The organism is Neisseria subflava (assembly GCF_024205705.1).
GTDB classification, from domain to species: domain Bacteria; phylum Pseudomonadota; class Gammaproteobacteria; order Burkholderiales; family Neisseriaceae; genus Neisseria; species Neisseria subflava_D.
In genome coordinates this window covers 1,155,369-1,181,728 of record NZ_CP073115.1, presented here as the reverse complement: position 1 = coordinate 1,181,728, position 26,360 = coordinate 1,155,369, and the positions used below count along the sequence as shown (strand labels likewise).

Here is a 26,360-nt window from a genome sequence, read left to right as displayed (position 1 = left end):
TGGGCTTATTCTGCCTGTGCGGTGGCGGCGGGTCTTTTAAACGGGTCTAAAAAACAATCCCCGTATCGGCGGGATACGGGGATTGTGCTGCGGGGCTTGTCCGCGATCTTGTAAAACGTTTTCAAAAATCAGCCGGCCTGCATGCTGCCGGTGGTGCCGCCGGAGTCGCCGGGGTGGACGTGGCCGGAGACACTGATGCCGTTGAGGATGATGTCGCCGTTGATGCGCACGGTGCCTTCGATGCTGGCGGTATCGCCTCCGCCGCCGTTGGAGGCGGTCAGGCCGGCGGTGTAGGTCAGCATGCCATTGACCGTGGCGTTGCCTGTGATTTCAGTCTCCGGCGACTGAATCTCTACCTTGGCGGCAGCCTTAATTACCACCTTGCCCGGCGTGTCGACGGTTACCTGGCCGTCGGCGCGGTTGTGGCTGATAACGGTACCGTTGCTGAATTTCCGCAGCCACATATTGCCGTCCGAAGCGGGCGTGCCGTCCTGCTCGTTGTAGATGACGCCGAGGCACACACCGCCCTCGCCGCGTGCGTCCAGCAGGCAGACGGCCAAAGCGCCGGGGTCGGGTAAGGCATAGAACTGGTTACCACCCGCGCCGAGGCTGACCACCGGCAGCCAGTCGGTTTGGATGTCGTCCAAAGTCGGCACGGTCACGCGCACCGCGTGTTTGGCCGCGTCCACGGCCGAAACCGTGCCGAATTGCAGGGTGGCGGTAAAGTCATGGGTTCGCATTTTCGGCTGCCTGTTTTTTGGGTTGGGTTGCGGCGGTTGCCTGTGGTGGCTCATCCGGCACGTATTCGACCATCTTGACCTCCAAATTGCTGGTAAAGCCGCCGCCGCGGCGGATTTCGTGCCGCGCCTGTTTGACCAGATACTTGCCCGAAAACTTCCCAAACCCCTTGAGCTGTACCACCTGCCCGGCCACCAGCTTGGCGTTGCCCACCATGGAAAAATTACCCGCCACTTGGCTTTGCTGCGCATTGGCCAGCGCGGCATCGGCACGGGCATTGACCTGCGCCTGGCTCTCGCCGCGGTTGGCCACGATTTTGAGCGTGTCGCCGCTGCTGGCGCGCTTGCTGCCCGGGCGCAGTGCGCGGCTTTGGCGGCGGGTGCGGCGCGTGGTCTTGCGTTTGGCATCGTAGCCGCTCACCACCGCTTCCTGCGGTACGCCCTTAATCAGGTCGCGCAGCCTGAAGTTTTTGATGTCTTCCGGCAGCAAGACCGCCACCGGCTTTTGCTCGGCCAGCGCGTCGTTGGCTTGGAAGACCAATTGGCGGCCAACGATTTTGAAGGTGTGGCCGTACTCTTTGGCCAGGCGGGTTAAAAACTCTACATCACGCTCCTGATACTGGGTCACGCGCTCGATCGGGATGTGCCGGATGGTGCCGGTTACCTTCAGGTGCAACCGCCGGGCAATGCGGCGCACGATGTCGGCCAGCGTGGTGTGCTCGTAGGCACGGCCGCGCTGGGTACGGTTGGATTTGGTGATGCCGGTGGACAGCGCTTTCAGGGTAATCACGGACGGCGGGTGCTGGTACTCAATCTCGGCCAGCTCCATGCTGCCCAGCTTGAGCATGCCGTTAATCTGGTCGCCGATTTCCAGGCTGATTTTGTCGCCCTGCTCGGGATACCACTGCTGCCGCCAGCGGCCGTCCACGTCTTCCAGCTCCACCTGCACTTCGTCCGATTGGCCTTCCAAGTAATCGGTATAGCTCACCGATAACAAATAGGGCTGGATGTCGCTGGTAATGTCCTTCTGCTCGTATTTGATGATGACCTTGGGTAGGGTCACCGGATGGCTGGCCGTGCTGTTCAGGCTACCTGAAAGCAAGGCACCCAGATGGAGGTTAGGCATCTGCATCGTCGTCTCCGTTATCGCCGCGCAGCCACGGCGGCATGTCGGCTTGGGTTTGGGGTTTGGCCGGAATCACCGGCACGAACACGGTTAGGTTGGCGGCAATCAGGCGGGAGATTTCCAAAGGGTTGCCGTAGTATCGCCAAGCAATCAAATCCCAGCGGTCGCCCTCGCGTGTCAGGTGTCTTAATACCGATTCGCTCATTTCGTCCTGTCCTTTCTGCCGGCCAGCCACGCGGTCAGGCTTTGCGCACCGCGTGCGCCGTTGTTCAGGCTGTCGGCGGCCGAGGCAATAGCCGCCGCGCCGCCTTCCAGCCAGCCGCCCACCGTGCCGCTTTGCGCACCGTTGCGCAGCGCGGCCAAACCGCCGGATAGTTCGCGCGCCGCCTGGCCGCCGTAGGCCAGCATTTCGGCCGCACCGGACAGGTTGCCGATGTATTTGCTGACTTCAGGCAGCCTGTTCAATTTACCCAACGCCGTGCCGCCAAGATTGACCGCATCGCCCACCACGCCGAGTAAAGCGAGCGGGTCGTGTTTCAGCTCGCGGGCATGGGCAATCAGAGTTTGCAGCTGCTCCACCTCTTGTTCCACACTGCGGTAGATGCGCACGCCGGTCTGCACCGCATCGGCCACTTTGGACAAAGGGGCACGCACTGACTCGGGCAACATGGCAAGCAGCGGGTTTTGGCCGTTGGCCACGCCTGGGGTCGGCAGCGGGTTATTTGGGTCGCCGACAAATTCAGTCAACTCAACGTCCAACTCACGCGCGGCGGTACGGCCTTTGCTATCCTGAATCAACGTGCGCTCGGTCAGGCTTTCAATTACAAACCAGCCGACAAATCGCCCTGAACCATAAACCAACGACACCGCCTGCTGCGCCTCCAGAGCGGCCAGCAAGCCCTTGTAGGCCGTGTCAGGATTGCCCAACATCCAATGCAGCTTTAACCCAAATCTCAGCGTGGTCAGCTCATTTTCCATCGCCTGCAGGCGTGGTCTTCCCTTAAGCACTTCATGCTTGGCAAACTTGGCCGAGTGCTGCGCTTCCAGGCTGGAAAAACTTTGCAAGGTTTCAAACCGTACATCGCCCAACATTGCATACATCAGAAAGCCCTCCGTTCACGGTCGGCCATCATACGTTGAAACAGCGTTTCAAATTCGCGCAAACCCATTTGCAAGGCCGTCTGAATTTGTGCAGGGTTGCCACCTGGCGCGTTGATGGTCGGATTAAAATGGATGGTCACACCACCAGGGGCGGACGCAGCCTGCCGTGCCTGCTCGAAATCTGCACGATGACCGGATACACGCGCAGCAACATCAGCACGTAACTGACCGACACGGTTCGTAAAACTGTCTTTCAGACGGCCTGCCCATGTGCCGATAGTACTGATTGGCTGGCTGGCCGTACGGCGAATACCGATATCCAAACCTTGGGTGATAAAACCACCGAAACGGCGGAATTCACGACTTGGCGAATGGATATCCATTACCGCCTGGAATTTAGCCTTAATCGAATTACCGATAGATGCAATTGTGTTATATACAGCTGCCGCCGCTGATTTAATGCCATTGATCAATCCCTGAATCAGCATCCGACCAAAGCCGGAAAAGGTTGATGGTAGGGTTACTCCAAACCAGCTCATCACACCGGCAAATGCCTGATAGAACAAACCGAGTGGTGAAAAATTGAGAATGGTTTCTGCAATATTGCCTATACCACTACTGAAGAAGGCTGTGATTTTTTCCCAAAGTCCACTGAAAAATGTTACTAAGCTTTGCCATAATGCCTTTGCGCCACCAACGACCTCTGACCAATTGTTGTAGAGCAGATAGGCGGCAACGGCTAACAGGCCAAGCGCAAGAAAAATCGGATTGGCCATTAAAGCCATACCCAACTTAAGGAAGCCAGAAGCCAACATAGGAAGGAAGCGAAGAACAGACATGATGCCGGAGCCGAAAACAGAAAAAACTGTTTTTAATAAGCCAAAGCCTTTAGCTAAAAAGCCAACACCTGATTTAAATCTCAAGACCGTTGCCATCCAGTCTGCACCAAGCAAGGTTTTAGCCAAACGAAATGATGTCATTAAGCCGCCAATTTCATTGCTGAGAAAACGGAAAACAAAACTGCCGGCTTTGAGTGAAGCTAAACCTGCAACCACATAAAAAAGAGAATTTGCAAATTCAGGATTCTTAGCTGCCCAATCAGCAAAACCGTTTACAAGCGGCTTAATAGCGTTCATTCCTTGATTCAGAGCAGGCAGCAGAACGCTGCCAATGGTGATGCCAATTTCTACCAAACTGTTTTTTAAAAGTTGCCAGTTATTGGCTGTTGTGGCCGAACGTGCAGCGAACTCCTTTTCCATACTGCCCATGAATTCAGGAGTTCCGCCTTTACCTGTTTTTTTTAGTTCTTCGATAGACTTCTTATATGTGTCCAAACCGCCCACAAGCGCGGCCACATCATCGGCATATTCCAAACCGAACAAATCAACCAATGCACCCATTTGATTTTCTTTAGGCAGCTTTTCAATTTGCTTCAAAAAATCTATCAAGGCTTGTTCACCATTTTCGGCAATCGCTTTTTTCAAGGCTTTGGAATCAGTACCCATGCCTTCCAGAACCGCCTGGAATTTCTTGCCCTGCTTATCAGCTGTCATCAACTTGGTCAACATACCGTTGATGGCTGTACCTGCTACTTCCGGCGTCCTACCCAAAGCGATAAAAGCACTAGAAAGCGAGGCCGTCTGAAGTTCGGTCAGACCGAACTGCTTAGCCACGCCACCAACACGACCGAGTGCATTGACAATTTCCGAAGCTTTGGCCGGGCTGCTGTTAGACAAATGGTTGATGGCGTCACCAAGTTTCCCTATTTGGGTAATTGGTATTTGGTAAACATTCGCCAGCTTGGCCATGCTCTCGCCAGCTTGTTCGGCAGACATATCGAAAGCTACCGACATTTTGGCAATGGTTTCAGTAAAAGAGGAAATGTCTTTACGCGCAATCCCTAACTGACCTCCCGATGCTGCGATTTTGGCCAGCTCACTGCCAGCCATCGGAATGGTTCTGGTCAACCTTAAGATGTCCTGCTCCATTTCCTTGAATTGCTGCGGCGTGTCAAAATCAATGACTTTTCGTACATCAGCCATCGATGACTCAAACTCTACTGCCAACTTTACTGGGACGGCGATTGAACCAGCAGCAGTAGCTGCACCTAAGATTTCATCTTTAAAGCTATTACGCTTATCGTAATGCTGCTGGCGTTTTTGCTGCAAAAGAGCAACATCGGTACGCTTGGCATCAATTTTGGCAATCGCACGTCCAAGTTGATCGTATTCCCGTTTTAACTCTCCAACACGACTACGAGTCATACGCAACGGGTTTTCCAAGGTTTGTCCAAGCATTTTTTGACGCTTAGCCAAATTCGCACTGGCTTTATCCAGTACATCTAAAGAAGATTTGACAGATTTTATTCCGGCCACCGCCGCACCGACGGATGCGCCGACGGTAATACCCAGCGTTAAACCGTTTGCCATTTTTATTACCAACCTTTATGATAGAAGCGTTAAGGAGAGGGCTATGTACGCAACTAAAAAATACGAACAAATTTTCAATCACGTCAGCGATACTACTTTTAATGCCTGCTTTGTTTTGTATTTGACTGCAGTAGCTTTTACAGTAGTCGCTTATTCATCTGCGCCTATCATTGAATTGATAGTGCCACTGATTGTTGTCTTAACTGCTGCCGTTGTACTTTATTTGCTACTTGGCGGATTGCCAGTTCTACTTATCAGTTTGGCCGTTGGTGGCTTGGTCGCTGGATGTGTCTTTATCAAAGACAAACTGACTTCTTAAATACCCCCGATTCTTCCGTAGCCCGCCTTGATTTGGCGGGCTGCTTCTTTTTGCCAGTCTTCAAACTCATCAAGCGGCATGGCATACACTTCTTGAACACTCCAGCCAAACCACCAAGCCAAATCAGCAACAGCATTCAAAAGCTGCTCATCGGCTTCTTTATTACTCAGCAGCGGCTTCGTCTTCTTGTGAGCGACGAAACCAGTCTTGCACCTGTTTGTAGTCATACAAATCCAGCTCGTCCAAATCTTCAGGCACCAAACCTGTGATGCGCGCGAAAATCGTCAACTCCTGTTCGGCATCGCTGCTCAAGTGCGCCACAGCACGCAAATCACCCACACGCGGACGGCGCAGTTTCAGTTCGGTCAGGTTTTCGCCCGTCGCCAAACGTACAGGATATTTCAGCTTTACAGTTTTAGTTGCACCCAAGTTGTCTTGCAGTTTTTGCGCTTCAGTCATCATTTAATCCTTTTGAAAATCAATAAAAAATTGCTGTACCCAAGAAAGATACAGCAATTCTGCCAAAGGCCGTCTGAACCAGCTTTTAATGTGTTTTAATACTTATGCGCCGATGTTTTTACGCATCTGTGCCAATACATCTACGCCGTCCACGCGCAGAATATTATTGAAGAAGTTGTAGTAGAAGAGCTCTCGGCCATCAGCTACTTGGCGTACTTCATTTACCTGGAAGGTGCTGGAAAACGCTGCCTTTTCTTTTGGTTTAAAGCCACCCAACGCATCTTTGCCGAATGTGCCGGTCATAGTAGTGACCATTGGCACTTCTTTCTGCAAACCTGCTGCGTCGAATGTTTGCAGGTTGGAACGAATCATCAGCTGCACCGCTTTAAACGGATTCTTGCTGCGTGAGGCCACTTCGGGATAAAAGCTGTTCCATGTGATTTCGGATTCCAAAGCCTCCATGCCGCTTGGCAGCTTGATCGTACCGAAAAGACCCAAGCCGGTGACTTCATCCATAGTGAACTCGACTTCAGGCGCGGTAATTTCTGCCGCCTTGCCCAGTAGATTGTTGCCGTCGATATAGACGTTGGCATTGTAAATTGCATTTAATTGCGCCATGTTTCAGCTCCTTAATTGCCGCTGACCAAGTTGGCCAGATATTTGCGGGTCATTACCGAGGTATTGGTCAGACGTTCGGCCGGGATTTTCGGTGTGTAGGAATAAACGATGGGGACTTGGCCTTTGCTGAATGCGTCGACCAAATCGTAGTCGTAGTCCAAACTCAGAGAGAAGCCGACGATGGACGGCAACGTACTCATGTAGGTACGGACGGTTTCCAGCAGGCTGTCGAGCAAGGCTTCGTCAATCGGGCGGTCGACATATTGCAACTCGGCGCGACGGATGGACTCGTCAATCAAGTCGCCGGTACGTTGGGCTACCTCAAAGTTCTTGATGTGAGAAGTAGTTGGGAAACAGGCAAGACGGTTGCCCCACATACGGTACCCAGTACCGTAGCTATTGAAGACGGTAGTAATGCCTTTTTCATTGAGGCGGTTGGTTTCGGACTGCGGGTCGTCGGCGCGAGCAGTCAGACCGATTTCCACGCCGGTTACACCCAAGAGTTCGCGGTTGGATTTGCTGAACCAATAACCCTGCTCAACATCGGTCTTCATGCGCAGACCAGCAGCGTGGGTAGCCAGTGATTCCATACCCAACAGACCGATCACATGCGGAAAAAACAGCTCGGCACGGTCGCTTGATGTCTGAAAATTAATCGTACCCAATGGTCCACGGCCTTCGAGAGCTTTGCTCAAGGTCGTGCCTTCAGGTGCGTTGATATAGGCAATTGCATTCAGGTTGTCGGCCACAGTAATCATTTTGGCGGCGACGGTAGCCGTTTTGTCGTAATTCGGCACAATAATGATTTTGGCATCTGCGCCTTGGCGATTGTAGCCTTCTGAGAGCAGCTCCAAGCCCGTACGCTTTCCGGTAGCCGCGACATATGCACCGATGATGTCGGCCTCTGTTACTTTGGTCGGGTCTACGTAGCTGTAACTGATTTTCGGGGCGGTCGGTTTGGTTTTATACACAATCTCGCCGGTTAGCGTGTTGATGGTGTAGTGCTGGCCTTCGGTCAGTGCGGATGCGCCGTCAGTCAGGGCATAACCGGCAAGCAGTGCAGGTTTGGCGGTATAGGCCGTCAAGGTATTGCTGTCGACGGTCAATACTTCGTTCTGTACTTGGGTCTTATGGCGTGCGGGATCGCACACGTTAATCACATAAGCCACACCAGAAGCATAACGTGTCCAAATATTGGCCGCATCAGGCAAAGTAAAGCCTTTACCGGTCAGCTCACCGCCAAATTGTGCAAAGTCTTTCTTGGTTTGACACACAGTCAATTCGTTGACCGCACCGACTGGTGCAGTACCGACAATAGCCGTAATCGCACCGTCAACGGTATAGACAGGATTAGAACCACCGTCAATACGGATGGTCTCCGTACCATGATGATAGGCTGCTGCCATTATGAATTCTCCTTAGGTTTTAAATCAGGGTTTAATGCATTTCCATTCAAGCGGCCATGCACCTTAATGAGCAAGGGATTGGTATTGGGCTTACAAACTTCGACTTGTTGAGTTTCCGTCTGAACGGTCAGCTCATACTGCCATGCACCGGCATCTTCGTTTAAAAAACGCTCTTGCAATAAATGACACGGCAGACAGTTTGGAGGGCGGAAGCCGACAATCGCCAACCGGGCTTCGTCTAAAATCGCCAGCGTGCCTTCATCGCCGTGCAGATTGCTGCCGATAACGGTTAACACCAGCGTCATGTCGCGCTGCTGGGCAATGTTGCCCAAATGTTCCAAATCAGTGAACTTACTGCCACCGTAGCCCACCAAAATCGCACCGGTCGGGTGGATAAACTGGTATTCAGACGGCCTTTCGGGGAACGCTTCCACGATGACCCATGGAATGGCCGTCTGCAAATGCTCAACTACCGCGTCAATAACAGGACGTGTCGCACTCACAATCAATACCCCGTCATGTCAATACGCGAACCGCCACGCGTGTGATACGCGCCTGGCTCCGGCTGCGCCTCTTTGTCCAAAGTATCAACGCCGATATGGATTTTGCCGTCGCGGATGGCTTCCAACGTTTTCAGAGTCGCGTTGTAGGCAGTCTCCAACGTCTTCGGGAAATCCGCCCGATTGATGCGGCGCGAGTGCAGGAAATGGCGGGCAATGTTGATACACAATGGCGGCAACACCGTCGGCACCGACTTAAGAGGCAGCGGATAGCGTCCGCGCAAATAGCCGTCAACCAAGTCGCTGGCATAGCGGATGGCTTCATCTACCACCGCCATATCCGGCTCAGTCGCACGCGGCTCATCGTTGGTCAACTGCACCAATTCCGGCTTACTCATAGCCTTGAGCATATTCTCGGCGTTGATGTAGTACATTACGCGTCCGCCTTTGTTTTGCGTTGCGTTTTGGTTTTGGACTCAGGCTCTTCTTTAGACGGCGTTTTCTCTTGAGCTTCTGCCTGTTGTGCATCCAGCTCTTCGCCTGTAGTTACCGTCGGCGTTACATGAGCGGCCACTGATTCGTATTGTTCAGGTGTCAGCTCAATAGCTTCGCCTGCTTCCACACGGAATTGCTTACCGGCTTCGTCTTCAAGAATCAATGCAGTGTTTGCGATATAAACCTTAGCCATGATTAACCTCTCAACAATACACGAACAGTTTCACCTGCAGCGGTTGCAGCAGTCAGAGCCCTACCGACATTTCTTAATGCATCGGGTATTGCACAGCCTTGTTCGTCTGCGCCTACTTCGGCACCGATAGCCACTGCGCCACCTGATTCGACAACAGCGATACCGACCACATCGACTGTAGCAGTATCACCAGTTTCAACATCATATGGAGCGACACCCAAAATGGCCTCGCCGGCTCTAGCCTGTGCGCCTTTAAAATTAACAAAGCGGTTTTTCACAATCGCGCCTGTTGCGGTAATGGTGGTTACCAGTACCACTTGTTTGGTTTGAGCCATTTAAACCTCTACTTTCTGCATAACTGCATTTTCTTTCAAACGATAAGCTTCCAATTCACACAGATGGCGAATAGCATCTTGGTATGCCAATTCACAGCCCATCTGTTCGTCAAAAATATCGTGGCTAAAACAAGCCGCCTTACCAATCACGACAAAACCTGATTTCAGGGTCAACGAGCAAACGATTGCAGTTGTCTCACCCACACGGTGATAATCAGCCTTATCAATCTTGTTTTCGATTTCTTGAGGTGTAATCTTTAAGCTCATATTTTTTCTCCCTAGCCGTCTAGGCACTCCAGACGGCCTTGCCAATTAATCTACTGCGTTTTCAAACAAGAAACCGCACGCACTACCCACCACAGCCGCTTTGCGGATATCGGTATAACGGGCATATTCGACTTTGCCGCCAACTTCTTCATAACGGTCGACCACCGGCATGCCACGGCGGCGGAAGGTATAGCCGAATGCAGGTTCGCCTTCGTCATTGCCGTCTGAAACCAAATCTGGTCGAACAATCAGGCTGGCAAATTTACCCCAAACATCTTTGGTAGGTTTGCCGGTTGCAACAGATGAAACAGCCTGACCGACAATGATGTCATCCAGTTCCAGCAGGTTTTTCAACTGCTCGACAGTCAACAGAGATTTACGATCATTGGCGGACAGAGAGGCGAGGAGAGCCTTATTGTGCTTGAGTTGAGACAACACGCTGGCACCTACTACCAATACGCCGGGGCGCACACCGCAAGCTGCACGGACGGTTTCACGTGCACTTTCAATATCGGCCAACGGATCTGAATTATCGGCACTCCACTTTTTCGTGGCCGCCAAATCTTTAGTGTGACCACTCTGATAAGCAGATTTCGCCTGCAGCAAAGCAGCCGTTTCGATTTCTTGGCGCAGTTGCACACCCTTGGTAGCGCGACGGGTAGCTTTGGCTTGCTCGTTAAACAGCGATTCCGCTTGCTCACGGTAATCCACACCAGCCGCTAAATCGTGTTCTTCCAACACAATCGGCAGATAGTTCGGCGCATCCAACGTAATCACATTAGACGCCGCACCGACGGCACGCTTTGTGTCGTATTCGACAAAAGAGCCTTTGCCGAACACCGGCACCTGTACGCCTTCTTTATCAGTGAATACTTGAGGGAAAATTTTCTCAGCAATAAATTCCGCGTTTTTATAACCGACTGCCAGATTGGTTAAAACTGGATCGACCTGACCGCGAAGGCGGCGCAAATGAGAACTCATCGTTCATCCTTTCAAATTGAAATACGACGACATCGTCGCTTTTGGGTTAAACGGCGGTACGGCGTGCCGCTTCTTCGTAGCTGATGCCTTCTTTGGCTGCCAAAGCCACAGCACGTTCGTGATGGCTCAGCGCATCAGGATTAGCCACTTCGGCAAAATCGGCTGGCAGTCCGGAGGAAGCCATAGGAGTAGTCCCTTTGGTATAGTGGCCGCTTGGCAATACTTCCGGCAGGTTGCGCAAGAATTGGCGCAACGCTTCGCCAATGGTGCTGCCTTCGCCAAAATCGACGCTGGTATGTTCGGGGTATTCTGCGAAGTCCAATACCTGCACCACCAAATCCTTATCAGCGGGTTTTAGACGGCCTTCTTTTACCAAGGCTTCGGCAAATTCGGCATTCTGATCATGTTGACCTTCACGCAAGGCTTGGTCTTGCTCGTCTTGCAAGCGTTTCAGCTCTGCTTCCGCAGCGGCTGCCTTAGCTTCGGCTTGTTCACGGGCGGCTTTTTCGGCTGCCAGTTGTTCTTCGGGCGACATAGAGGTCTCCTTGTTTTCATGGGTTTGAGATTCGTTTGGGGTTACAGGGTCGGCAAATGCCGGTGTGGGCGGTTCGGGCTGCCAGTCTGCCGATTCTTCAATGTCGCGAATTTCCCAATCGGCAACTACTTTATCGGCGGTGGCCGCGTCGTACTGCTCAATCAGCCACTCACGCAGACGACGGAAAATCAAGGCCGTGCGGCGGTGTGCATATTCGGAAAACTCGACATACTCATCGTCTTCAGCAAAATTAATGGCGGATAAACCTTTTACCGCAGGTGGTTGCGCACCGAGAAAACCGACATGGCGCAGATACCAAGAGCCTGGCTTCGGATTGCTCGGGCTGTCGGGCGGATAGAAACTGGCCGACACTTTTTTGTAGCGGCCGCTTTGTACAAGACTGACAAAATCATCGTCCATTTGCGCAAAATCGGCAGACAGCACACCACCATCGGCTTGCAGACTGCCCACCCAGCCATAGGCCGGAGCATCGGTCTTCGGATGGCCGATAACCAGTGGTGCTTCATGCAGCTTTGGATCATATGCAGCAGCTGCCTGAGCCACATCCGCATCGGTAATCGTCACTTTTCGGCCGTTATTGTCAGTACGCGTGCCGGATTTAAAAATTTCAAACAACTTTTTCACAAAAAAAGCCCCATCGGATTGATGAGGCTATTTTGACAAAGGCCGTCTGAAACGGCTTTTAATGCGGTTTAAAACATGTTTTACTCAAAATGCGCAAAAACGGCATTTTTAGCGAGTTTATGGCTCAGGGTAGGCAAACCCCCGACCAAGACGAGAAACGCAATATAAAAGCGGTCAGGATAAAACCTGACCGCCATTCCGTTTTATTACGAGACTTATCCAAACAAATCAGTCTGTCTTTTCGACCTTTCCGCATCTCCGACTGCTTTCACAATTCGATAGATTTGCTGAACAGTTAAATCAAATTTCTTACTTAACGCCGCATGATTCTTACCATTAAATTCCCGATATACCTGTTGGTCTCTTTCCGATACCTTGCCGATATGGTTCTTCGGGATATAAATCAATTGGCCTCCCCAGTTGTCCGTAATGAATCTTGCCACCTTCTTACTTACCACCTTCGCCTGAGTTTTATCCAACATCGGTAGCTCAGAACATAAACAGGCAGACATTTGGTCTTCCAAATCGGTTACCAGCTCGGGTACACGCTCATCAGCCACTTAGCACCTCCAATTTTCTTTCCTCGCGTAACAACCATTGTTTCAAGTGTTCAATGACCTTCTGTGCATTATCAATATCAAGCCAGCCATGATAATCAACGCCGACCATACGCTTTACAAACCTGCCCAAAGCCAGCTCGGACGGATTTCTTACTGCACCGATACCGTGTAGTTCAAGCCATAACGCACGTATTTTTTTAATTTGGCCATCAACCGCAGGATGGGCAGGCCGGACTTTAATATCCGGCTTGTCACTTTTAGCCTGCGCTTTTGTCGTTACTACAAAACCACGCGCCTTCAGAGCCGTTACCACCAGTTCTAACTCATCGACCGACAACTTAGTGCTGCTCGTTTTCCCGCGCGAAATATTGGCCAATAGCGTACGGTACTCGCTATCGGCCATCATCAACTGCGTTTTACCGACGTGAATCAGACGGATTAAACGCTGTTTTTTCGCTTTTGCCGTTTCCATGCTAATCCTTTCTTTTCACATACTGAAACGCTGTTTCATATATTTAAATAAATCAATATATTATGCCTGATTCTACATTTGCCGGTAGTCATTTGGCAAATAAAAAAGGCTGTCTGAAACTTTCAGACGGCCTTTTTTTATAGCCTGGCTATGGATTGACTGCTTTTTTCAACGCCTTTCCAGAGCGGAATTTAGGCGTTTTACGTGCAGCGATAGTCAGCGGTTCGCCCGTTTTCGGATTGCGGCCTTTACGCTCGGCAGATTGGGCGGTGTGGAACGAGCCGAAGCCGACCAACGTAACGTCTTTGCCGTCCTTCATCGCCTGCGTTACCACGCTGACAAACGCATCGACAAATTCTGCCGCATCGCGTTTGTTCAATTCCGCCTCATCGGCGATGGCTTGGATTAATTCGGATTTATTCACTTTTTGACTCCTATTTAGGTTTAAATGCGGCAGACCGTGCCGCGCGGTTTATTGGATATTGGCTAACTCCAGCTCTTTGCCGGTTACCTGTCGAATTTCTCGGTTAAGGATGGCCAGACACAAAAGACCCACACTTTGGGCGATGCTGTTACCGCTTTCATCGTCCTTCGGCATCGGCTCGTCCGATATCAATTTAATAAATAACCCGCCAGGCTGGTCGCTAATAAGGATGTTTACCGTCGCCATTTTCACACCTTCGCCACATCCAAATTCATCAGCTGATACTCCCCATCCTCGCCGCGCTGATACACCCGCACAAACGGCTTGCTGATATGCACCTGCAAACTGTCGGAGAGCGCATCCATCGCCCGTTGCCATTTTTCATCCGTGATTTGCAGGCGGCGCAGGCCGAGTACGCGGGCGGTGCTGATATTGCCTTCTTTGTCCACTTGGAAGGCCGCGTTAATCAGCGTTTTCAATTCTGTGCGGCTGCCTTCCGTCCATTCGTTGATGCACTCGTCAATCAGGGCTTTGGCGGCAATCAACCCCTCGTCAAATACCAGCGTGTCCTGCATGGCAAGGTTGACGCGGTACGCGCCATCGAAGCTGTGCAGGCTGATATTGCCTTTCTTGCCGCCGACATTCACGTCGTATCGGTCGGCACTCAACTGTACAAACGCCGCAATATCGTCCATAGCCTCGCGTTTGAAGGCGATTAAGTTATCCTGTACCGCACGTGCCTTAGTCGCAATTTCCTGCACCAGCTCGTCGCGCAGCAAGTCGATTTCTCGGATATTTTCCAGAGGCACGAGATTGCCTTTGGCATCCTGTTTGTATTGGGTTTTATCAATATTCATCTTTTTTCCTTTAAACTTTTACTACCTTCAAATCGCCTTCTTGGGCTGCTCCGATACGGTAAGACCATGTTCGTTCACGTTTTTCTTTAGGTCTAACATAGGCAACTTTAAATTCACTTACATCTGCATACACAACTCCACCCCGCAGAGGTTCGTGAGTTATTGGCAAGTTGCCATGCTCTGCCTTCAAGTCTTCCAATCGCCTGATTAAGTCTGATATGCGTGGATTACTCGGCCAAATTCCATTTTCCATTTTTTTATTTACCTTTCTGCCTTGCAGCATTAATCCTTTTACACTCATCCACCGACCGGTGGCGTGGCCCGTGTATCCAATCCCTGTCCATGCAAGGGGAGCTTCCCAGCAGGCTGAGTGTCTGTTTGAGTTTGGCGACCTGCGCTTTGCCGTATTCGGTCGGGTGGTGCTTCTTTTCCAGCCTCGGCACCATTCTGACTTCGGGCGGCGGCAGGTGTTTGATAAGGTCGACAGGGTTGGGCCACTCTGACGAGGACGCCGCGATAGCCCTAAAGGCTGCCTGTATCCTGATCCCGTCATGCTCCGGCTGCCACGACCGGCCGCTTAGTATGCCCAACCAAAGTTCGGCGACTGCCGTCAAATCCGCCGAGGCAGGGCGACCTTTGAGGTTTAGGGCGGCGAGCATCATAAAACCCTGCGCGATTGCTTTTTTAAGCCAGTTATTGTTCGCCTCCATTTGACCACTCCATCAAACCGCCCAACCCGCTCCTCAATTTGGTGTTTGCCACCTCTCCTGCGGGAGAGGGTTGGGGAGAGGGCAAAACCGCCGTTCCCGCCGTCTTTTCAGGCGACCAAAACGTAATGTTTTCCAACAAATAACCGTGGCTGGTCAGCGGCGGCGTTAGCTTTCCTGCGTCCCGTGCCTCAAGGCATCGTGTTGCCGCCCAAATCCAAGCCTCGCGCGGAGCCGGGTAAGTTTTACGGTTACGGACGATTTCACCCTCCCGTATCATCGGCGCAATCTCGCCGACGAGCTTTGAAACCCGGTTAAAACTTAAATCCTTTTCGGCGAGGCGAAACAGCGTCAGATACCGCAATACCGCCTTAAAAAGGTCGTCTGAAATGCCGGTCAGGGCAATCAGGGCCTCACGGGCATCGTCATGGGCGATTAATACATCCAAGCTCATCACCGCACCGCAGGTAGGGCAGCGTACTTTCATGTTCTCGCCTCCATCAGACTTTTGAGACTGCAATAAACCGAGTCGGAAAAATCAATAGCTGCATCACATGCCTGATCTCCATCTTCTACATCCACCGGAGGGAAATAAAATAACCCGTTTTTCCAAGATGTATTTGCAGCGACAACCGCATAAACTTCTTCAAGCGTACAGCCCTCATTCAGCTCTTTACTCAGGTAATCTGTATCGCCTTCTTGGTTTCCCAAAGCAACATCCTGAGTAACCTTGATAATGCCGTCACGGGCGATATTTAGATAAATTGTCATCTCACCATCTCCAAATCCTTACGGCTCAAACACCGCAATGCCGTCTGAACCACATCCTCAATTTCATCCGATAGCCGAGATGACACATACATCATCACAAACTTACCCGACACCGTTGTCAGCTCAGTGACAAGATGGCCGCCTTTTTCGCGCCATACCGACACTTTGATTTTGCTGTAATCCCTGTTCATTTTTCTTCTCCCGCGGGCTCCAAAACCACGCCTGTTATTTTGTCTGTCTCGCTCATCCCGCCGTAAACTGCCTCCCAGTTTTTATCGGCTTCCAGAGCATCTCTTTGATCTGCCGTTGCCGCGACCGGCTGGCAGGCGGCAAGCATGGCGGTCAGTATCCATAACCCCCTCATTTGTACTGCCCCCTGTCATAGACGTTGATCTGCATAGGCTGTTTTTGGCGGCAAGGCTCGGTCAGCATTGCCTGTATGGCTACGACGATGGACAGCAGCACAATTACAATGGCAAATTCGATTTCATCTTTTTTCATGATTTCCCCTTTATTTTTCAGACTCTTCCGATTCGTTGATACCGGCCAGAACGGCTAACTCCACTATGTCCTGCCAAGTCAATACAAACCGCTTCCCAGTAGCTTTACTGACGACCATCGGCTCACATCCCACAGAGATTTCCATCGTGTATTCCATGCTGCCGACTTTCCCGGTAGCTACCTGTTTTCTAAGTGGGAGCAGCAAGTGATTGGGGTCAATAAATTTTCCGAATTTGTTATCCATCTCACACCCCCCGTACCACATCGCCGTCAACAAGCTCGAACCCCAATTCCGCCGCCTGATTCATCGCCGCAGCCACAAGATTATTGACGGCCAGAGGATAGAGCAGGCTATTCTGTTCAATCCCTTTGCTCGTTCTGCTCTTCACAGTTAAACGTTCCGCTACTGCATCCACTGCACTTTGGTTCAAGATTTTTGAAACATCTGCACCGACCCGGGCAAACTTGTGTTTCAAATAACCTTCCAGCTTGCCGTCAGTCAGAGGCAGGAGGGTAACCACCTCGCAACGTTGCACCACCTCGCGCACAGCAGGATTGTTTTCGCTGAGCTTTTGCGCCAACTCCGTCTGTCCGATTAAGACGATGCCGAGCAGGCGTTCAAACCCGTTCTTCAGCTCAAAAAAGCGTTTCAAGTGTTTCAGGGTCGGCAGAGGCAGGCCATGAGCCTCTTCAATCAGCAGCAGGTGCTTGTTACCGGCTTTTGCGCTTTCAGTCAGAGCGCGATGAATTTGGCGGAAACGAGCTTCCGGACTGCGTTTCGGACTTGTTCCGGGCGCAACCGCCTCCAAAATTGCCTCAGCGATATGTACCGCTTTGAGTGTCTTGCCCTTTTGGTCGTTGTCTTCCATTGCCAGCACATAAGGCTCAATCAACACAATCTGATGGCCTTCGCGGTTGATACGGTCTTGCAGGTCTTCGCGCAGTGTAGATTTACCCGCGCCGCTTTCACCGACCACCGCCACAAAACCGCCATGACAGGCCGTCTGAAACATTGCCTCACGTACATAACGCACATCTGACGTCATATACACATCGTCTGCCGACTGGATTTCATCGTTGAACGGGTCGCGGAATAATCCAAAATGCTGTTTTGCGGCTTGGTTCAGGGTTGCTTTTCGTAGTAACATCTCATTGTCCTTGTCTTCGTAAGTTGCTTGGGCAGGTGCGGTTTCCGGCTCGTTTCTCAGGCTCGCAGGAATATCCGCACCATTTGTTTTAAAAAACACTTTCAATTTTTCACGCAGATTGTCTGCATTTTTCTTCGGCCACTGCCCATGGTTGATGACCGCCACCAACATCGGCTTACTGCACCCGATTTCCGCAGCGGCGACTGCATAGGATTTGCCGATTTTTTGAAAACTTTGTTTCATCGTTTCCTTTCCGCAAATGCGACGACGTCGTCGCATTTGCCTAACCGGTTTTATGTAATTTCAGACGGCCTGCCGTTTTCAGCTTGTCAAAAACCGCTTCCAACTGACTGGCGGCCACACCGTCCGGATAATGTTTGGTAATGAGCGCAACAGCCTGTTTCCAGTCTCCACCTTCGGCTTCGATACGCGGCTTCAACAGCTTCGCTATTTCCACCTTGCTCAATACCTTCTCGGCGACCTCCATCCGGTTGTATTCCATCTGCTGGCCGCCACGCTCCAAATAGAGCGTATTGCGTGTAGCGAGCGTATCTTCCTGGTGTCTGAATGGATCTATAGATCCACCGAACGGTACAGCCTTGCCTTTTCGATTGACTGCGGCCTGTTCCAGCGTTTCCGCACCCATAGCCATCTTGTCGAGTTCCTTCGCATGTTGCTGGGTAGCAGTATTGCCCGGTGCCTTGTACTCCTCACCGATGACTGCCGAATCGGCTCTGAAGCCCATATCGTCAAACACCACTTCCGGCACAGCCACCCATGTTTCGCGGCCGTCTGCATCAAACGTTGCTACTCGCGCTCCGTTTTCTTCCCAAGGGTTTTTGGCTACTAAAACCTTCTGCCCAACCAATATGCCCTGAATGGCTTTCACACTGTAGAAACGACCGCCGAAGCGTATTTCCAAATCAGCCGATACCTTGGCTTCTTTTGGCGCACTGATTGCCAGCTCACGACAATATTCCGCAGGAGGCGGCAGGATCAACTGCTCCGGTTTGATTTTGTTCCACGCCTGATAGCGGGTCATACCGTGACGGCTGTGAATCTGCGTACCGTTGTAGTAACGCATCCAACGCTCTGCCAGGGCATTCAGTTGGTCGATATCGTGCACCTCAGTAAAGCGCAAACCGCTTTCAAAAGATGTTTCCACAATGTCATTGGCTTTCTCTACCTGACCTTTGGCACGGGGGTTGCCGGGTTTATTGATCTGCACATGCACATCAAGCGACTTGCACAGCGTTTTAAAAGCAGACGACGTATTCGCACTTCCCGGGTCAAGCATGACCATGCGCGGCACACCGCGTATAGGATCCTTATGTACATCCTCCTTGGCTTGCATCATGAAGATGAAGAAATCGCACAAGTTCGCACTCGTCTCGCCACCGAAGTAGTACCGGGCGACAATCGTTCCACTGGCATGGTCGGTGCCGGTGTAACGCCACACGCGGTCTTGCTCAATCTTCACAACATTTTTAGGTTTGTTTTTGTAAAATTCCTCCTCTTTCATCACCCTAAGCCCCGTATCCTTGCCGTGTCGCGGCAGGTAATACAAAACACACAAACTAGGGTCGATTTGCCAGCAATGATTCGGATGTTCAGATTTCATACGGCTGACAGGATCAGGCTGAAGTAATTGGTCGGGATGTAGCTTGTACTCTCGTAAAGCCCGGGTAATGGTGTTTTCAGAAAGAGGACTTACTTCCCCCGTTTCCTCATCAATCCGCGCCGCCTCGATTTTGCCGTTGGCTCGCAGCATCTCCACTGCTTGCTTGACCGACATCAACCGCTTGCCGTTGCGCCTCATGGCCTCCACCAGTACAGCCGAAATCAGTTTGGCTTCTTCCAGCTTCAGTTCCGTTTTACCGGCATCGCTTCGCCGTTTTCGGCTCGGCTTAACACTCACAGACTCCAATTTCCGATAGAGCGTAGCGAGCGATACCCCTAAATCCTGTGCCGACCGTTTCAGATACTCCGACCGTTCTCCCCGTCCAAGCAAAGCGGCTTGAGCCTCGATTTCAGTCAGTCTTTCTACCAATCCGGCGTTCATGATTTATTCTCCCAACCACTCCGGCGTCTCATCTTGAGGGGCTTCCATCGGTAGATCGTAGCTCTCGCGGATGATGTTGCAATCCAAAATAATCTGATTCAACGCCCCGACCATTTTTGCCTGATGACTAATCCCGTGCGCCTCACTGTGCGCATTAAGTTGGTCGAACAAATCTTTCAGACGGCTCACTTGACTGCGGATACCGACCTCAAGGCTTGATAACTGCATCGTCAATTCACTGCCCACATCTTCCGCCTTCGGCTCTCTTACACCGGCTTGCTTCTTAGCCAGCTTTTCCGCCAGCTCATCGACCTTTTTGTTTTTGTCGGCGATGACTTTGTCTTTCGCTTCGGCGGTTTCACGGCTTTCGCGCAAGGCGGCGCGCAATTCGTTGCGTGTCATACGGTCGATGTCGTCCAATGTGTGGCCGTTGATGTCGCCGCCTTCTGCCAGTTCGATGAGTGAATCGTCATCTTCAACTAAAAGTTCGAGCAGCTTGGATTTGCCTAAATCCATCAATTTGGGTTGGGCTGCTTTCATTTTCGGATCGATAAAACGCAGCGTCGCATTCATCAAGCGTTGGGCTTCGCGTTTATGCAGACCAAACTCTTTTTCAGTAATCTCCGCAAACCGGCCATGCGGTGTATGCTCTTTAATGATGATGAGTGCGCGGCCCAGCTCAAACATACCTTCCATGGTTTGGCGTACCGCAAAACGTCCGCGTTCAATCCAAACCGCTTCGTTGTAGGCTTCGCCGCCGGAATACTTCTCCATTACCGCCATACTGTGGATGGCCAGCTCGTTTGGCGTTGCGCCGACTGTGTGTCCCAATACTTCTGTTGCCATTTTTCTCTCCGTCAAATGCGACGCCAGCGTCGCATTTAATAAATTCGTTGTTCAAGTTCCTGCAAGCGTGCTTTCAGGCGTTCGTGTTGCTGGCGGAATCCTTCCGCAATCTGCAAGGTCTTCACGCTGTAAGCAAAATTGCCGTTATCCAGCTTTACCACCAAGCCCTCGGCAATCAGGTCATCCAAATCACGGCTTACCTGCGTGGGTGAGAGGCCGAGGCCGTCTGAAATTTCTTTGTTACTGATACCGATAATCGGGTGGGCTTCCAAGGCTTTAAAAACCCGCAGCAGTCGGATGCCTTTGGTACTCATCACGCGCTCCGTTTCTCTGCTTCCGATTTGGCCTTTATTCCCAGCTCCACTGCGATTTCATGCGCTTTGCCGCGATTGGCTTTAATCGTGCCGTTTAAAATCCGCGACACATATGTCGGGTCGTACCCCCGCTCGTCGCACCAAGATTTGATGGTTTCGCCTCGTTTGCGGAAACCTTCCTTCACTTTTTCTGCATTCACGGAATATCTCCTATTTCCATCTCGTGATAGAATGTTGAATATTTAAAGATTTAAACAATCTTGCTTAAATGTTGGATAAATATTAACTGGATTATTTCCATAATGCAAGATTATTTCTAGGATATTTTTCGAGATTAATTCTATGAGTTTGATTTTTACTGGAAATATTCGCAAGTTGATAAGCGAAAAAGACCTGACAATTGCAGAATTTGCTGAAGCGATTAATGAAAAACTGTCGCGTGTGAATGATGTTTTAAGCGGAAAACAACGTCCGCCATTTGATATGGTAGAAAAAATCCTGACAACTTTTGATATTGACGCAAATTGGTTGATTACAGGAAAGAATAGTTCTTCTAAAAATCCAGATGAGCAAAAGAATTATTCCGAAGAACATGAATACGACTACGTCCCGATGTTTGATGTTGAGGTGTCTGCAGGCAACGGTGCAGCCGCCTATGGCGCAACCGAACCGGCCATGCACTTGGCGTTCCGCAAAGACTGGCTCAAATCACGCGGCCTGTTTGCAAAAGACCTCAACTGCGTGGTGGCACGCGGCGACAGCATGGAGCCGACCATCAACAGCAAAGACACGCTATTGGTCGACACCAGTAAAAACAACCCGCGCGACGGCCATATCTACGTCATCCGCAGCGGCGACGTGTTATGGGTAAAGCGTGTCCAACGCCAAATCGACGGCAGCCTGCTCTTAATCTCCGACAACTCGACCTATCCACCTATGCCGCTGATGCTGGCAGACCACCCCGACATACAGGTCATCGGGCAGGTGGTTCAGGTTTCAAAAGACTTTAATTAACTTACAATAGGAAAAATGATGACAGAAACGAATTACTCTTTTGAAGGGCTGGTAATTGAAAAAATTATTACCCATCGTATTTATCCGAAAAATGAAAATAGAGAGCGTGTAGAACCTAAAATCAGTACGCAGTTGATTGATTTGCCTATTATGGCAAGAAGAACATTGGAAAACAGGCTGACCAAAGCTTTGGGTAATAAATCTCATGGCATTGAAATGTCTATTGCCAATACGGCTGAAAATAGTTTTTTTCAGATAGCAGCAGCCATACAACTCAAAGAGGAAGCAGAGTTTATTGAAGATTCCGCACAATTTGCTCACATGTTGACCGATGCACAACTGAATACGAATGCACCGGGTGGTATTTTGTTGGTATTAAAAGGTAGGGTTGGAGATACCGGCAAACCGTTTTTATGTGTGATTAAGGCTGAGCCTCAAGATGGGTTCAGGACCAAAGAAGAGGATGACTTTATCACGATTGAATTCTTAGAGGAATTATTGCTGACCGATTCAGCAAGACTATTCAAAATAGGTTTTTTGGTAGCCGAAACAGTAAGGCCGCAGGAGCAAATACAATCTGGGAATTATCGGGCTTTTTTGTATGACCATCTGATGACACAAACGGAAACTAGGCCAGCAGCTTCCTATTTCTACCAAGTGTTCTTAGGCATGAGTATAGCTGCTTCTTCCCGTAAGCTGACACAGAATTTTTTTGAATGGACACGTAATTTTATCGATAACTCTGATTTGAGTGATGATGAAAAGTTAGATACACATGAAGCATTGCGTGTCACATTGAAAAGTGCAGCAGCAACCATCAGCGTTAACGATTTTGCTCAAAATTATTTACCTGAAGACAAGCAAAAAGCTTATACAGAATTTATGATAGCTAAGGATTTTCCTCAAAATGCTGTAAGTAAGGATATTGAATATATTAAAACTCGTTTACGCAAACGGAGGTCTTACGGATTTAGTAACGGTGTAGTTATCTTGACTCCTCCCGAGCATACTCAAGACTATATGGAAATTGCGCCAACGGAAGATGGGGAATATACTGTTGTCACAATTAAAGGACAGTTACAACAACAAAAATGAGCGATATTGATGATTTCAAAAGCTATTTAGAAAGCCACCAAGCGGCATTTGCCGCTTGGGGTAGATTTGTGGCTGAAGAAATTCAAAATCAATTATCCAATGTCATTTCTCCTGTTCCGGTTGCCAATTTTCTAAAAATTGAAGCAAAGCCTAGAGTCAAAGAGATTTCTTCAGCTCTGGCCAAGATTGGCCGAAAAAATTACACTTCACCTCAAACTCAAATGACTGACTTGGTCGGCGTACGTTTTGTGGTATTGCTTGCGGAACATATTCAAATAGTTTGTGAAATCATTGAATCCTCATCACAGTGGAATGCTAAAGTTTCGAAAGATTTTGCAGATGAAATTCAGCAAAATCCCAAAGCATTTGACTATCAATCCAAACATTACGAGATTCGTCCTAAACAAGCATTCATTACACCCGAAAATGTCAGCATCCCTGCTGATTTGTGCTGTGAAGTTCAGGTGCGTTCTTTACTCCAACATGCTTATGCAGAGCTGGTTCATGACAATATATACAAGCCTGACGGCAATGTTCCAAAGAAAGCAGAGCGCGAAGTCGCGAAGAGCATGGCTTTGATGGAAACTACAGATGACTTATTTAGTCGTACTCTGGCAATTTTGAAAGAAGCAAATCAACCACAAGAAGAACTTCTTCCCCAATTATCACAGCTTTATCAAGAGGAAATAGGGCTTGTTCCTGAAGTTGATAAAAAAACCAATATGATTTTTCTAGAAACATTTCAATCCAGCATTGACCCTTCAAATATTCTTGCTAATATCCGGTCACTTTTGAATGAGAAGAAATATCTTGCTAATCGGATAAAAGAAAATGCTGAAGAAATGTATTTTTTCAGTCAGCCAGCAGCTTTGTTGGTTTATTGGCTGATTGAGAAAGTTGGTGCAGATGAAGTATGGAAAAAATGGCCTTTGCCTGCATACAACAAAAACCTGAAATTCATTTGTACTGATTTGGATAAGCAACCATCCCATGAACTCTTTTAACCCCCTTTAAAAGCCCATTCAGACGGCCTTTTCTAAAATCCCTGTATTGATTTCAACCTCAATACAGGGATTTTTTATGTCCACCAAATTCAATCAATTCATTGAGCGCGTCCTCTCCCACGAGGGCGGCTATGTCAACCATCCCAAAGACCCCGGCGGCGAGACCAACTGGGGCATTACCAAACGCACTGCTCAGGCAAACGGCTACAACGGCTCCATGCGTGCCATGACCCGTGAGCAGGCGATCGGCATTTACCGTCAAGCATTTTGGGAACGCTATCACGCCGATCAAATGCCGGAAGCGGTTGCGTTCCAATTCTTCGATGCCTGCATCAACCACGGTCATGGCAATGCTGCCCGTATGCTGCAACGCGCCGCAGGCGTGCCGGACGACGGCGTTATCGGAGCATTCAGCCTCAAAGCCATCAATTCACTTCCTGAAAATGACCTCCTGCTCCGTTTCAACGCCGAGCGTCTGGTCTTTTATACCAAGCTGGGTACGTTCACATCATTTGGCAAAGGCTGGATTCGCCGCGTGGCACAAAACCTGATTCATGCGTCTGCAGATAACACCGATTAAAGGGAGAAAACCATGTCAAAAAAGTCACTCATCGCCCTAATGACCGCAGCCATGCTGCCCGATTTCAGCCACAGCGACCTGGGCATTCGCTACGCCATGCCGACTCAGGGGTGTTGGACGCAAGCCCACCGCAAGAGCGGGGTAGCCGCCGCGAAACGCGCAGCCAAAAAAAAGCGTCGCAAATAACCGCCTTTTTCAAATGGTTGGGCGGCTTGGTATCCAATCCGGCCACAGGGAAAATCAGCCATACCAAACTATGGGCAAACGTGGCAGCCGCCTCTATGACCTATAAGTTCTCGCAAACAGCGGATGCACCGGAATGGCTCTGGTGGGCTTATGGCGCATTGGTTGGCGGGTATGCATTAATCAAACGCGGCATCGCGGCGATTCCGCAGGTCGCTGAAATCCATAAAGGAAAAGATGATGTGGAAAACGCTTAACCCTATTTGGCAGACCCTGATTCTGATTTTGCTGATAGCAGGTGCAGTACCAACGATTTATTTCTGCGGCTATAAGTCCTCAGCAAAGAAGGCGGAAGCTGAAAAAGCCGAAGTCATTGCTACTTATCAGGCTTCAGCCTTGGTCGCCGAGCAGCTCTATACCGAAAAGCTCAAAGCGGCTAATGAAGAAAAACAGCGTTGGTTTGATTTCGCACAAGCACAAAGCCGCGATTTGGCAACCGCCTATCAACAAATCGGCCGCCAAGCGGCTCAATTGGAGAAGCAGATTGATGAAACTGTACAAAAAGACGGCAACCGTTTTAACGGCCTTGGCACTAACAGCGTGCAACTCTACAACCGTGCCCTCGGCCACGATTAAAACCGTTTCCGTTGCGGAAATCCCCCCCGTCTCTTCCGAGCTGCTGCTCGTTCACGAACGCCCCGAGCGTCTGAGTGGTGGCTCTCCCGAACAACTTTTAAACCACGCCGTCCGCTATGGCGAATACTGCCAAAAACTGGAAAAACAAATTTCCGGCTGGCAGACATGGTACAAGAAAGGCCGTCTGAAAAATGACTGATTTTGCCGACCGCGCATCCGAACGCGAAGCCATCTTTCTCGCAGAATCCCTGGCAAAGCATCGACTGTCGTCTGAAACCACCGCCAGCCTCAGTCATTGTGAAGATTGCGGTGCGCCGATACCAAAAGCAAGACAACAGGCAGTCAAAGGCTGTACACGCTGCGTTGTCTGCCAAGAATATTTTGAACACGGATGGCCTTAAAAATGGAAAAAACCTTTATTCACATCGAGTTTTGGCAACTTGTCGGCTTTTTACTCTCATTCCTCGGCATCTGTTTCACCTTCGGCAAAATGCTGCTGGCTCAATTCCGCGAGCAGCAGGACGAACGCCAAAAACAGCAGGAACGCCTACAGGGTAAAGTCGAAATCATGGAAAACAAACTGGCGGAATTCAATGCCGGCCTGCCGCTCACATACGTCCTACGCGAAGACTACATCCGTAATCAAGTCGTCCTCGAAGCCAAACTCGACAACGTCGCAGAAAAACTCACTGAAATCTACAAAATGGGAAGCGTAAAAAAATGATTAGCCAGGAACTGATCGCCAAACAACGGCGCGAGGGTATGCGTTGGAACATTATCAACACCCTTAATAAAGCCCGACCGCACACGACAAGCGAAACCTTCTTGTTGGACATCATGAACGCGATTTATCCGCAAACCACCGCACTGGAGCTACGCCAACAACTTGATTATCTGGCTGACCGCAAAATGGTAGACCTCAATAAAGCCCCGCACGGCCTGTGGTTTGCCGACTTGACCAGTTTAGGTGTCGATATTGCCGAATATACGGTGGAGTGCCGTGCCGGTATTGCACGGCCTGAGAAAGTATGGAGCTAGGG

Annotated in this window: 45 protein-coding genes; 11 read left to right on the top strand and 34 right to left on the bottom strand. The window is 50.2% G+C overall.

Annotated features, from left to right (window positions below):
- Positions 1–128: 128 nt before the first annotated feature.
- From KCG54_RS05730 to KCG54_RS05710, 5 genes are read right to left on the bottom strand one after another with little or no spacing between them, the layout of a single operon-like run.
- Positions 129–740, bottom strand: coding sequence for a phage baseplate assembly protein V (locus KCG54_RS05730; protein WP_254324930.1), 612 nt, complete (start codon positions 738–740; stop codon positions 129–131).
- Complete coding sequence (locus KCG54_RS05725; RefSeq protein ID WP_254324929.1) at positions 727–1,869, bottom strand: phage late control D family protein; 1,143 nt, start codon at positions 1,867–1,869, stop codon at positions 727–729. The genes KCG54_RS05730 and KCG54_RS05725 overlap by 14 nt, the downstream gene beginning before the upstream one ends.
- Positions 1,856–2,068: a tail protein X gene (locus tag KCG54_RS05720; protein WP_254324928.1), complete on the bottom strand. Its 213-nt coding sequence runs from the start codon at positions 2,066–2,068 to the stop codon at positions 1,856–1,858. The genes KCG54_RS05725 and KCG54_RS05720 overlap by 14 nt, the downstream gene beginning before the upstream one ends.
- Positions 2,065–2,964 carry a phage tail protein gene (locus KCG54_RS05715; RefSeq protein WP_254324927.1) on the bottom strand — a complete coding sequence of 300 codons (900 nt, stop codon included), beginning with the start codon at positions 2,962–2,964 and terminating at the stop codon, positions 2,065–2,067. Before KCG54_RS05715 ends, KCG54_RS05720 begins: the two co-directional genes overlap by 4 nt.
- Entirely contained in the window at positions 2,964–5,393 is a 2,430-nt protein-coding gene (locus KCG54_RS05710; protein WP_254324926.1) for a phage tail tape measure protein, read from the bottom strand. The genes KCG54_RS05715 and KCG54_RS05710 overlap by 1 nt, the downstream gene beginning before the upstream one ends.
- Before the next feature lie 43 nt (positions 5,394–5,436).
- Between KCG54_RS05710 and KCG54_RS05705 the strand changes: the two genes are divergently transcribed.
- On the top strand, positions 5,437–5,712 hold the full coding sequence (locus KCG54_RS05705; protein WP_254321754.1) for a hypothetical protein: 276 nt from the start codon (positions 5,437–5,439) through the stop codon (positions 5,710–5,712).
- Here KCG54_RS05705 and KCG54_RS05700 read toward each other — a convergent pair.
- The 29 genes from KCG54_RS05700 to KCG54_RS05565 all read right to left on the bottom strand — a co-directional run bounded on the left by KCG54_RS05700 (position 5,709) and on the right by KCG54_RS05565 (position 21,008).
- On the bottom strand, positions 5,709–5,852 hold the full coding sequence (locus tag KCG54_RS05700) for a GpE family phage tail protein (RefSeq protein WP_254321755.1): 144 nt from the start codon (positions 5,850–5,852) through the stop codon (positions 5,709–5,711). The two genes, KCG54_RS05705 and KCG54_RS05700, sit on opposite strands and share 4 nt — an antisense overlap.
- Before the next feature lie 22 nt (positions 5,853–5,874).
- Positions 5,875–6,171, bottom strand: a complete 297-nt coding sequence (locus KCG54_RS05695; RefSeq protein WP_254324990.1) for a phage tail assembly protein — start codon at positions 6,169–6,171, stop codon at positions 5,875–5,877.
- Positions 6,172–6,273: 102 nt separating this feature from the next.
- Positions 6,274–6,789, bottom strand: coding sequence for a phage major tail tube protein (locus tag KCG54_RS05690; RefSeq protein ID WP_254324925.1), 516 nt, complete (start codon positions 6,787–6,789; stop codon positions 6,274–6,276).
- Between the two features lie 11 nt (positions 6,790–6,800).
- The gene (locus KCG54_RS05685; protein WP_254324924.1) at positions 6,801–8,195 is read right to left on the bottom strand and encodes a phage tail sheath family protein; all 1,395 of its coding nucleotides are present in this window, start codon (positions 8,193–8,195) and stop codon (positions 6,801–6,803) included.
- Entirely contained in the window at positions 8,195–8,698 is a 504-nt protein-coding gene (locus KCG54_RS05680) for a Gp37 family protein (RefSeq protein ID WP_070646946.1), read from the bottom strand. The genes KCG54_RS05685 and KCG54_RS05680 overlap by 1 nt, the downstream gene beginning before the upstream one ends.
- A 2-nt stretch (positions 8,699–8,700) precedes the next feature.
- Complete coding sequence (locus KCG54_RS05675; protein WP_049322390.1) at positions 8,701–9,129, bottom strand: gp436 family protein; 429 nt, start codon at positions 9,127–9,129, stop codon at positions 8,701–8,703.
- On the bottom strand, positions 9,129–9,383 hold the full coding sequence (locus tag KCG54_RS05670) for a hypothetical protein (RefSeq protein WP_254324923.1): 255 nt from the start codon (positions 9,381–9,383) through the stop codon (positions 9,129–9,131). The genes KCG54_RS05675 and KCG54_RS05670 overlap by 1 nt, the downstream gene beginning before the upstream one ends.
- A gap of 2 nt (positions 9,384–9,385) precedes the next feature.
- Positions 9,386–9,718 (bottom strand): DUF2190 family protein, encoded by a 333-nt coding sequence (locus KCG54_RS05665; protein WP_254324922.1) that lies wholly within the window; start codon positions 9,716–9,718, stop codon positions 9,386–9,388.
- Entirely contained in the window at positions 9,719–9,985 is a 267-nt protein-coding gene (locus KCG54_RS05660; protein WP_254324921.1) for a Gp49 family protein, read from the bottom strand.
- Between the two features lie 45 nt (positions 9,986–10,030).
- The gene (locus tag KCG54_RS05655) at positions 10,031–10,966 is read right to left on the bottom strand and encodes a hypothetical protein (protein WP_254324920.1); all 936 of its coding nucleotides are present in this window, start codon (positions 10,964–10,966) and stop codon (positions 10,031–10,033) included.
- Positions 10,967–11,012: 46 nt separating this feature from the next.
- The gene (locus tag KCG54_RS05650) at positions 11,013–12,146 is read right to left on the bottom strand and encodes a 2-oxoacid:acceptor oxidoreductase (protein ID WP_254324919.1); all 1,134 of its coding nucleotides are present in this window, start codon (positions 12,144–12,146) and stop codon (positions 11,013–11,015) included.
- 215 nt (positions 12,147–12,361) lie between these two features.
- Entirely contained in the window at positions 12,362–12,706 is a 345-nt protein-coding gene (locus KCG54_RS05645) for a Mor transcription activator family protein (protein ID WP_079453739.1), read from the bottom strand.
- Positions 12,699–13,178, bottom strand: a complete 480-nt coding sequence (locus tag KCG54_RS05640) for a gp16 family protein (protein ID WP_049322384.1) — start codon at positions 13,176–13,178, stop codon at positions 12,699–12,701. Before KCG54_RS05640 ends, KCG54_RS05645 begins: the two co-directional genes overlap by 8 nt.
- Before the next feature lie 148 nt (positions 13,179–13,326).
- Complete coding sequence (locus KCG54_RS05635) at positions 13,327–13,635, bottom strand: HU family DNA-binding protein (protein ID WP_283254590.1); 309 nt, start codon at positions 13,633–13,635, stop codon at positions 13,327–13,329.
- A 15-nt stretch (positions 13,636–13,650) separates the two neighbouring features.
- Positions 13,651–13,776: a hypothetical protein gene (locus KCG54_RS11970; RefSeq protein WP_283254584.1), complete on the bottom strand. Its 126-nt coding sequence runs from the start codon at positions 13,774–13,776 to the stop codon at positions 13,651–13,653.
- Positions 13,777–13,850: 74 nt separating this feature from the next.
- The gene (locus tag KCG54_RS05630; protein WP_254324917.1) at positions 13,851–14,459 is read right to left on the bottom strand and encodes a DUF3164 family protein; all 609 of its coding nucleotides are present in this window, start codon (positions 14,457–14,459) and stop codon (positions 13,851–13,853) included.
- A gap of 10 nt (positions 14,460–14,469) precedes the next feature.
- On the bottom strand, positions 14,470–14,742 hold the full coding sequence (locus KCG54_RS05625) for a head morphogeneis protein (protein WP_254324916.1): 273 nt from the start codon (positions 14,740–14,742) through the stop codon (positions 14,470–14,472).
- Positions 14,717–15,169 carry a hypothetical protein gene (locus KCG54_RS05620; protein WP_254324915.1) on the bottom strand — a complete coding sequence of 151 codons (453 nt, stop codon included), beginning with the start codon at positions 15,167–15,169 and terminating at the stop codon, positions 14,717–14,719. Before KCG54_RS05620 ends, KCG54_RS05625 begins: the two co-directional genes overlap by 26 nt.
- Positions 15,153–15,653, bottom strand: a complete 501-nt coding sequence (locus KCG54_RS05615) for a hypothetical protein (RefSeq protein ID WP_254324914.1) — start codon at positions 15,651–15,653, stop codon at positions 15,153–15,155. Before KCG54_RS05615 ends, KCG54_RS05620 begins: the two co-directional genes overlap by 17 nt.
- On the bottom strand, positions 15,650–15,937 hold the full coding sequence (locus tag KCG54_RS05610) for a hypothetical protein (protein WP_254324913.1): 288 nt from the start codon (positions 15,935–15,937) through the stop codon (positions 15,650–15,652). Before KCG54_RS05610 ends, KCG54_RS05615 begins: the two co-directional genes overlap by 4 nt.
- Complete coding sequence (locus tag KCG54_RS05605; RefSeq protein WP_049322378.1) at positions 15,934–16,128, bottom strand: hypothetical protein; 195 nt, start codon at positions 16,126–16,128, stop codon at positions 15,934–15,936. The genes KCG54_RS05610 and KCG54_RS05605 overlap by 4 nt, the downstream gene beginning before the upstream one ends.
- A complete protein-coding gene (locus KCG54_RS05600) occupies positions 16,125–16,301 on the bottom strand; it encodes a hypothetical protein (RefSeq protein WP_254324912.1) in 177 nt (58 codons plus the stop codon). Before KCG54_RS05600 ends, KCG54_RS05605 begins: the two co-directional genes overlap by 4 nt.
- On the bottom strand, positions 16,298–16,438 hold the full coding sequence (locus KCG54_RS05595; RefSeq protein WP_160311361.1) for a hypothetical protein: 141 nt from the start codon (positions 16,436–16,438) through the stop codon (positions 16,298–16,300). Before KCG54_RS05595 ends, KCG54_RS05600 begins: the two co-directional genes overlap by 4 nt.
- A 10-nt stretch (positions 16,439–16,448) precedes the next feature.
- On the bottom strand, positions 16,449–16,682 hold the full coding sequence (locus KCG54_RS05590) for a hypothetical protein (RefSeq protein WP_049351482.1): 234 nt from the start codon (positions 16,680–16,682) through the stop codon (positions 16,449–16,451).
- A gap of 1 nt (position 16,683) precedes the next feature.
- Positions 16,684–17,829 (bottom strand): ExeA family protein, encoded by a 1,146-nt coding sequence (locus tag KCG54_RS05585; protein WP_254324911.1) that lies wholly within the window; start codon positions 17,827–17,829, stop codon positions 16,684–16,686.
- Positions 17,830–17,869: 40 nt separating this feature from the next.
- Positions 17,870–19,648: a transposase gene (locus tag KCG54_RS05580; protein ID WP_254324910.1), complete on the bottom strand. Its 1,779-nt coding sequence runs from the start codon at positions 19,646–19,648 to the stop codon at positions 17,870–17,872.
- Positions 19,649–19,651: 3 nt separating this feature from the next.
- Positions 19,652–20,494 carry a hypothetical protein gene (locus KCG54_RS05575; RefSeq protein WP_070822345.1) on the bottom strand — a complete coding sequence of 281 codons (843 nt, stop codon included), beginning with the start codon at positions 20,492–20,494 and terminating at the stop codon, positions 19,652–19,654.
- A 35-nt stretch (positions 20,495–20,529) separates the two neighbouring features.
- On the bottom strand, positions 20,530–20,808 hold the full coding sequence (locus tag KCG54_RS05570) for a winged helix-turn-helix transcriptional regulator (protein ID WP_070822344.1): 279 nt from the start codon (positions 20,806–20,808) through the stop codon (positions 20,530–20,532).
- Positions 20,808–21,008: a DNA-binding protein gene (locus KCG54_RS05565; protein ID WP_070822343.1), complete on the bottom strand. Its 201-nt coding sequence runs from the start codon at positions 21,006–21,008 to the stop codon at positions 20,808–20,810. Before KCG54_RS05565 ends, KCG54_RS05570 begins: the two co-directional genes overlap by 1 nt.
- 142 nt (positions 21,009–21,150) lie before the next feature.
- Here KCG54_RS05565 and KCG54_RS05560 point away from each other — a divergent pair, with 142 nt between their 5' ends.
- The 10 genes from KCG54_RS05560 to KCG54_RS05515 all read left to right on the top strand — a co-directional run bounded on the left by KCG54_RS05560 (position 21,151) and on the right by KCG54_RS05515 (position 26,358).
- Entirely contained in the window at positions 21,151–21,822 is a 672-nt protein-coding gene (locus KCG54_RS05560) for a LexA family transcriptional regulator (protein ID WP_070822342.1), read from the top strand.
- A gap of 15 nt (positions 21,823–21,837) precedes the next feature.
- A complete protein-coding gene (locus KCG54_RS05555; protein WP_254324909.1) occupies positions 21,838–22,917 on the top strand; it encodes a nucleoid-associated protein in 1,080 nt (359 codons plus the stop codon).
- A complete protein-coding gene (locus KCG54_RS05550) occupies positions 22,914–23,921 on the top strand; it encodes a GTP pyrophosphokinase (protein ID WP_070822341.1) in 1,008 nt (335 codons plus the stop codon). Before KCG54_RS05555 ends, KCG54_RS05550 begins: the two co-directional genes overlap by 4 nt.
- Before the next feature lie 76 nt (positions 23,922–23,997).
- Positions 23,998–24,501 (top strand): glycoside hydrolase family 108 protein, encoded by a 504-nt coding sequence (locus tag KCG54_RS05545; RefSeq protein WP_070822340.1) that lies wholly within the window; start codon positions 23,998–24,000, stop codon positions 24,499–24,501.
- Positions 24,502–24,611: 110 nt separating this feature from the next.
- Positions 24,612–24,941: a hypothetical protein gene (locus KCG54_RS05540; protein ID WP_070712790.1), complete on the top strand. Its 330-nt coding sequence runs from the start codon at positions 24,612–24,614 to the stop codon at positions 24,939–24,941.
- Positions 24,922–25,320, top strand: coding sequence for a hypothetical protein (locus KCG54_RS05535; protein ID WP_254324908.1), 399 nt, complete (start codon positions 24,922–24,924; stop codon positions 25,318–25,320). Before KCG54_RS05540 ends, KCG54_RS05535 begins: the two co-directional genes overlap by 20 nt.
- The gene (locus KCG54_RS05530) at positions 25,301–25,519 is read left to right on the top strand and encodes a hypothetical protein (RefSeq protein WP_254324907.1); all 219 of its coding nucleotides are present in this window, start codon (positions 25,301–25,303) and stop codon (positions 25,517–25,519) included. The genes KCG54_RS05535 and KCG54_RS05530 overlap by 20 nt, the downstream gene beginning before the upstream one ends.
- Positions 25,512–25,721, top strand: a complete 210-nt coding sequence (locus KCG54_RS05525; protein WP_254324906.1) for a TraR/DksA family transcriptional regulator — start codon at positions 25,512–25,514, stop codon at positions 25,719–25,721. Before KCG54_RS05530 ends, KCG54_RS05525 begins: the two co-directional genes overlap by 8 nt.
- 2 nt (positions 25,722–25,723) lie before the next feature.
- Positions 25,724–26,044 (top strand): hypothetical protein, encoded by a 321-nt coding sequence (locus KCG54_RS05520; protein WP_254324905.1) that lies wholly within the window; start codon positions 25,724–25,726, stop codon positions 26,042–26,044.
- Entirely contained in the window at positions 26,041–26,358 is a 318-nt protein-coding gene (locus tag KCG54_RS05515; protein WP_049322364.1) for a hypothetical protein, read from the top strand. Before KCG54_RS05520 ends, KCG54_RS05515 begins: the two co-directional genes overlap by 4 nt.
- Positions 26,359–26,360 lie beyond the last annotated feature (2 nt).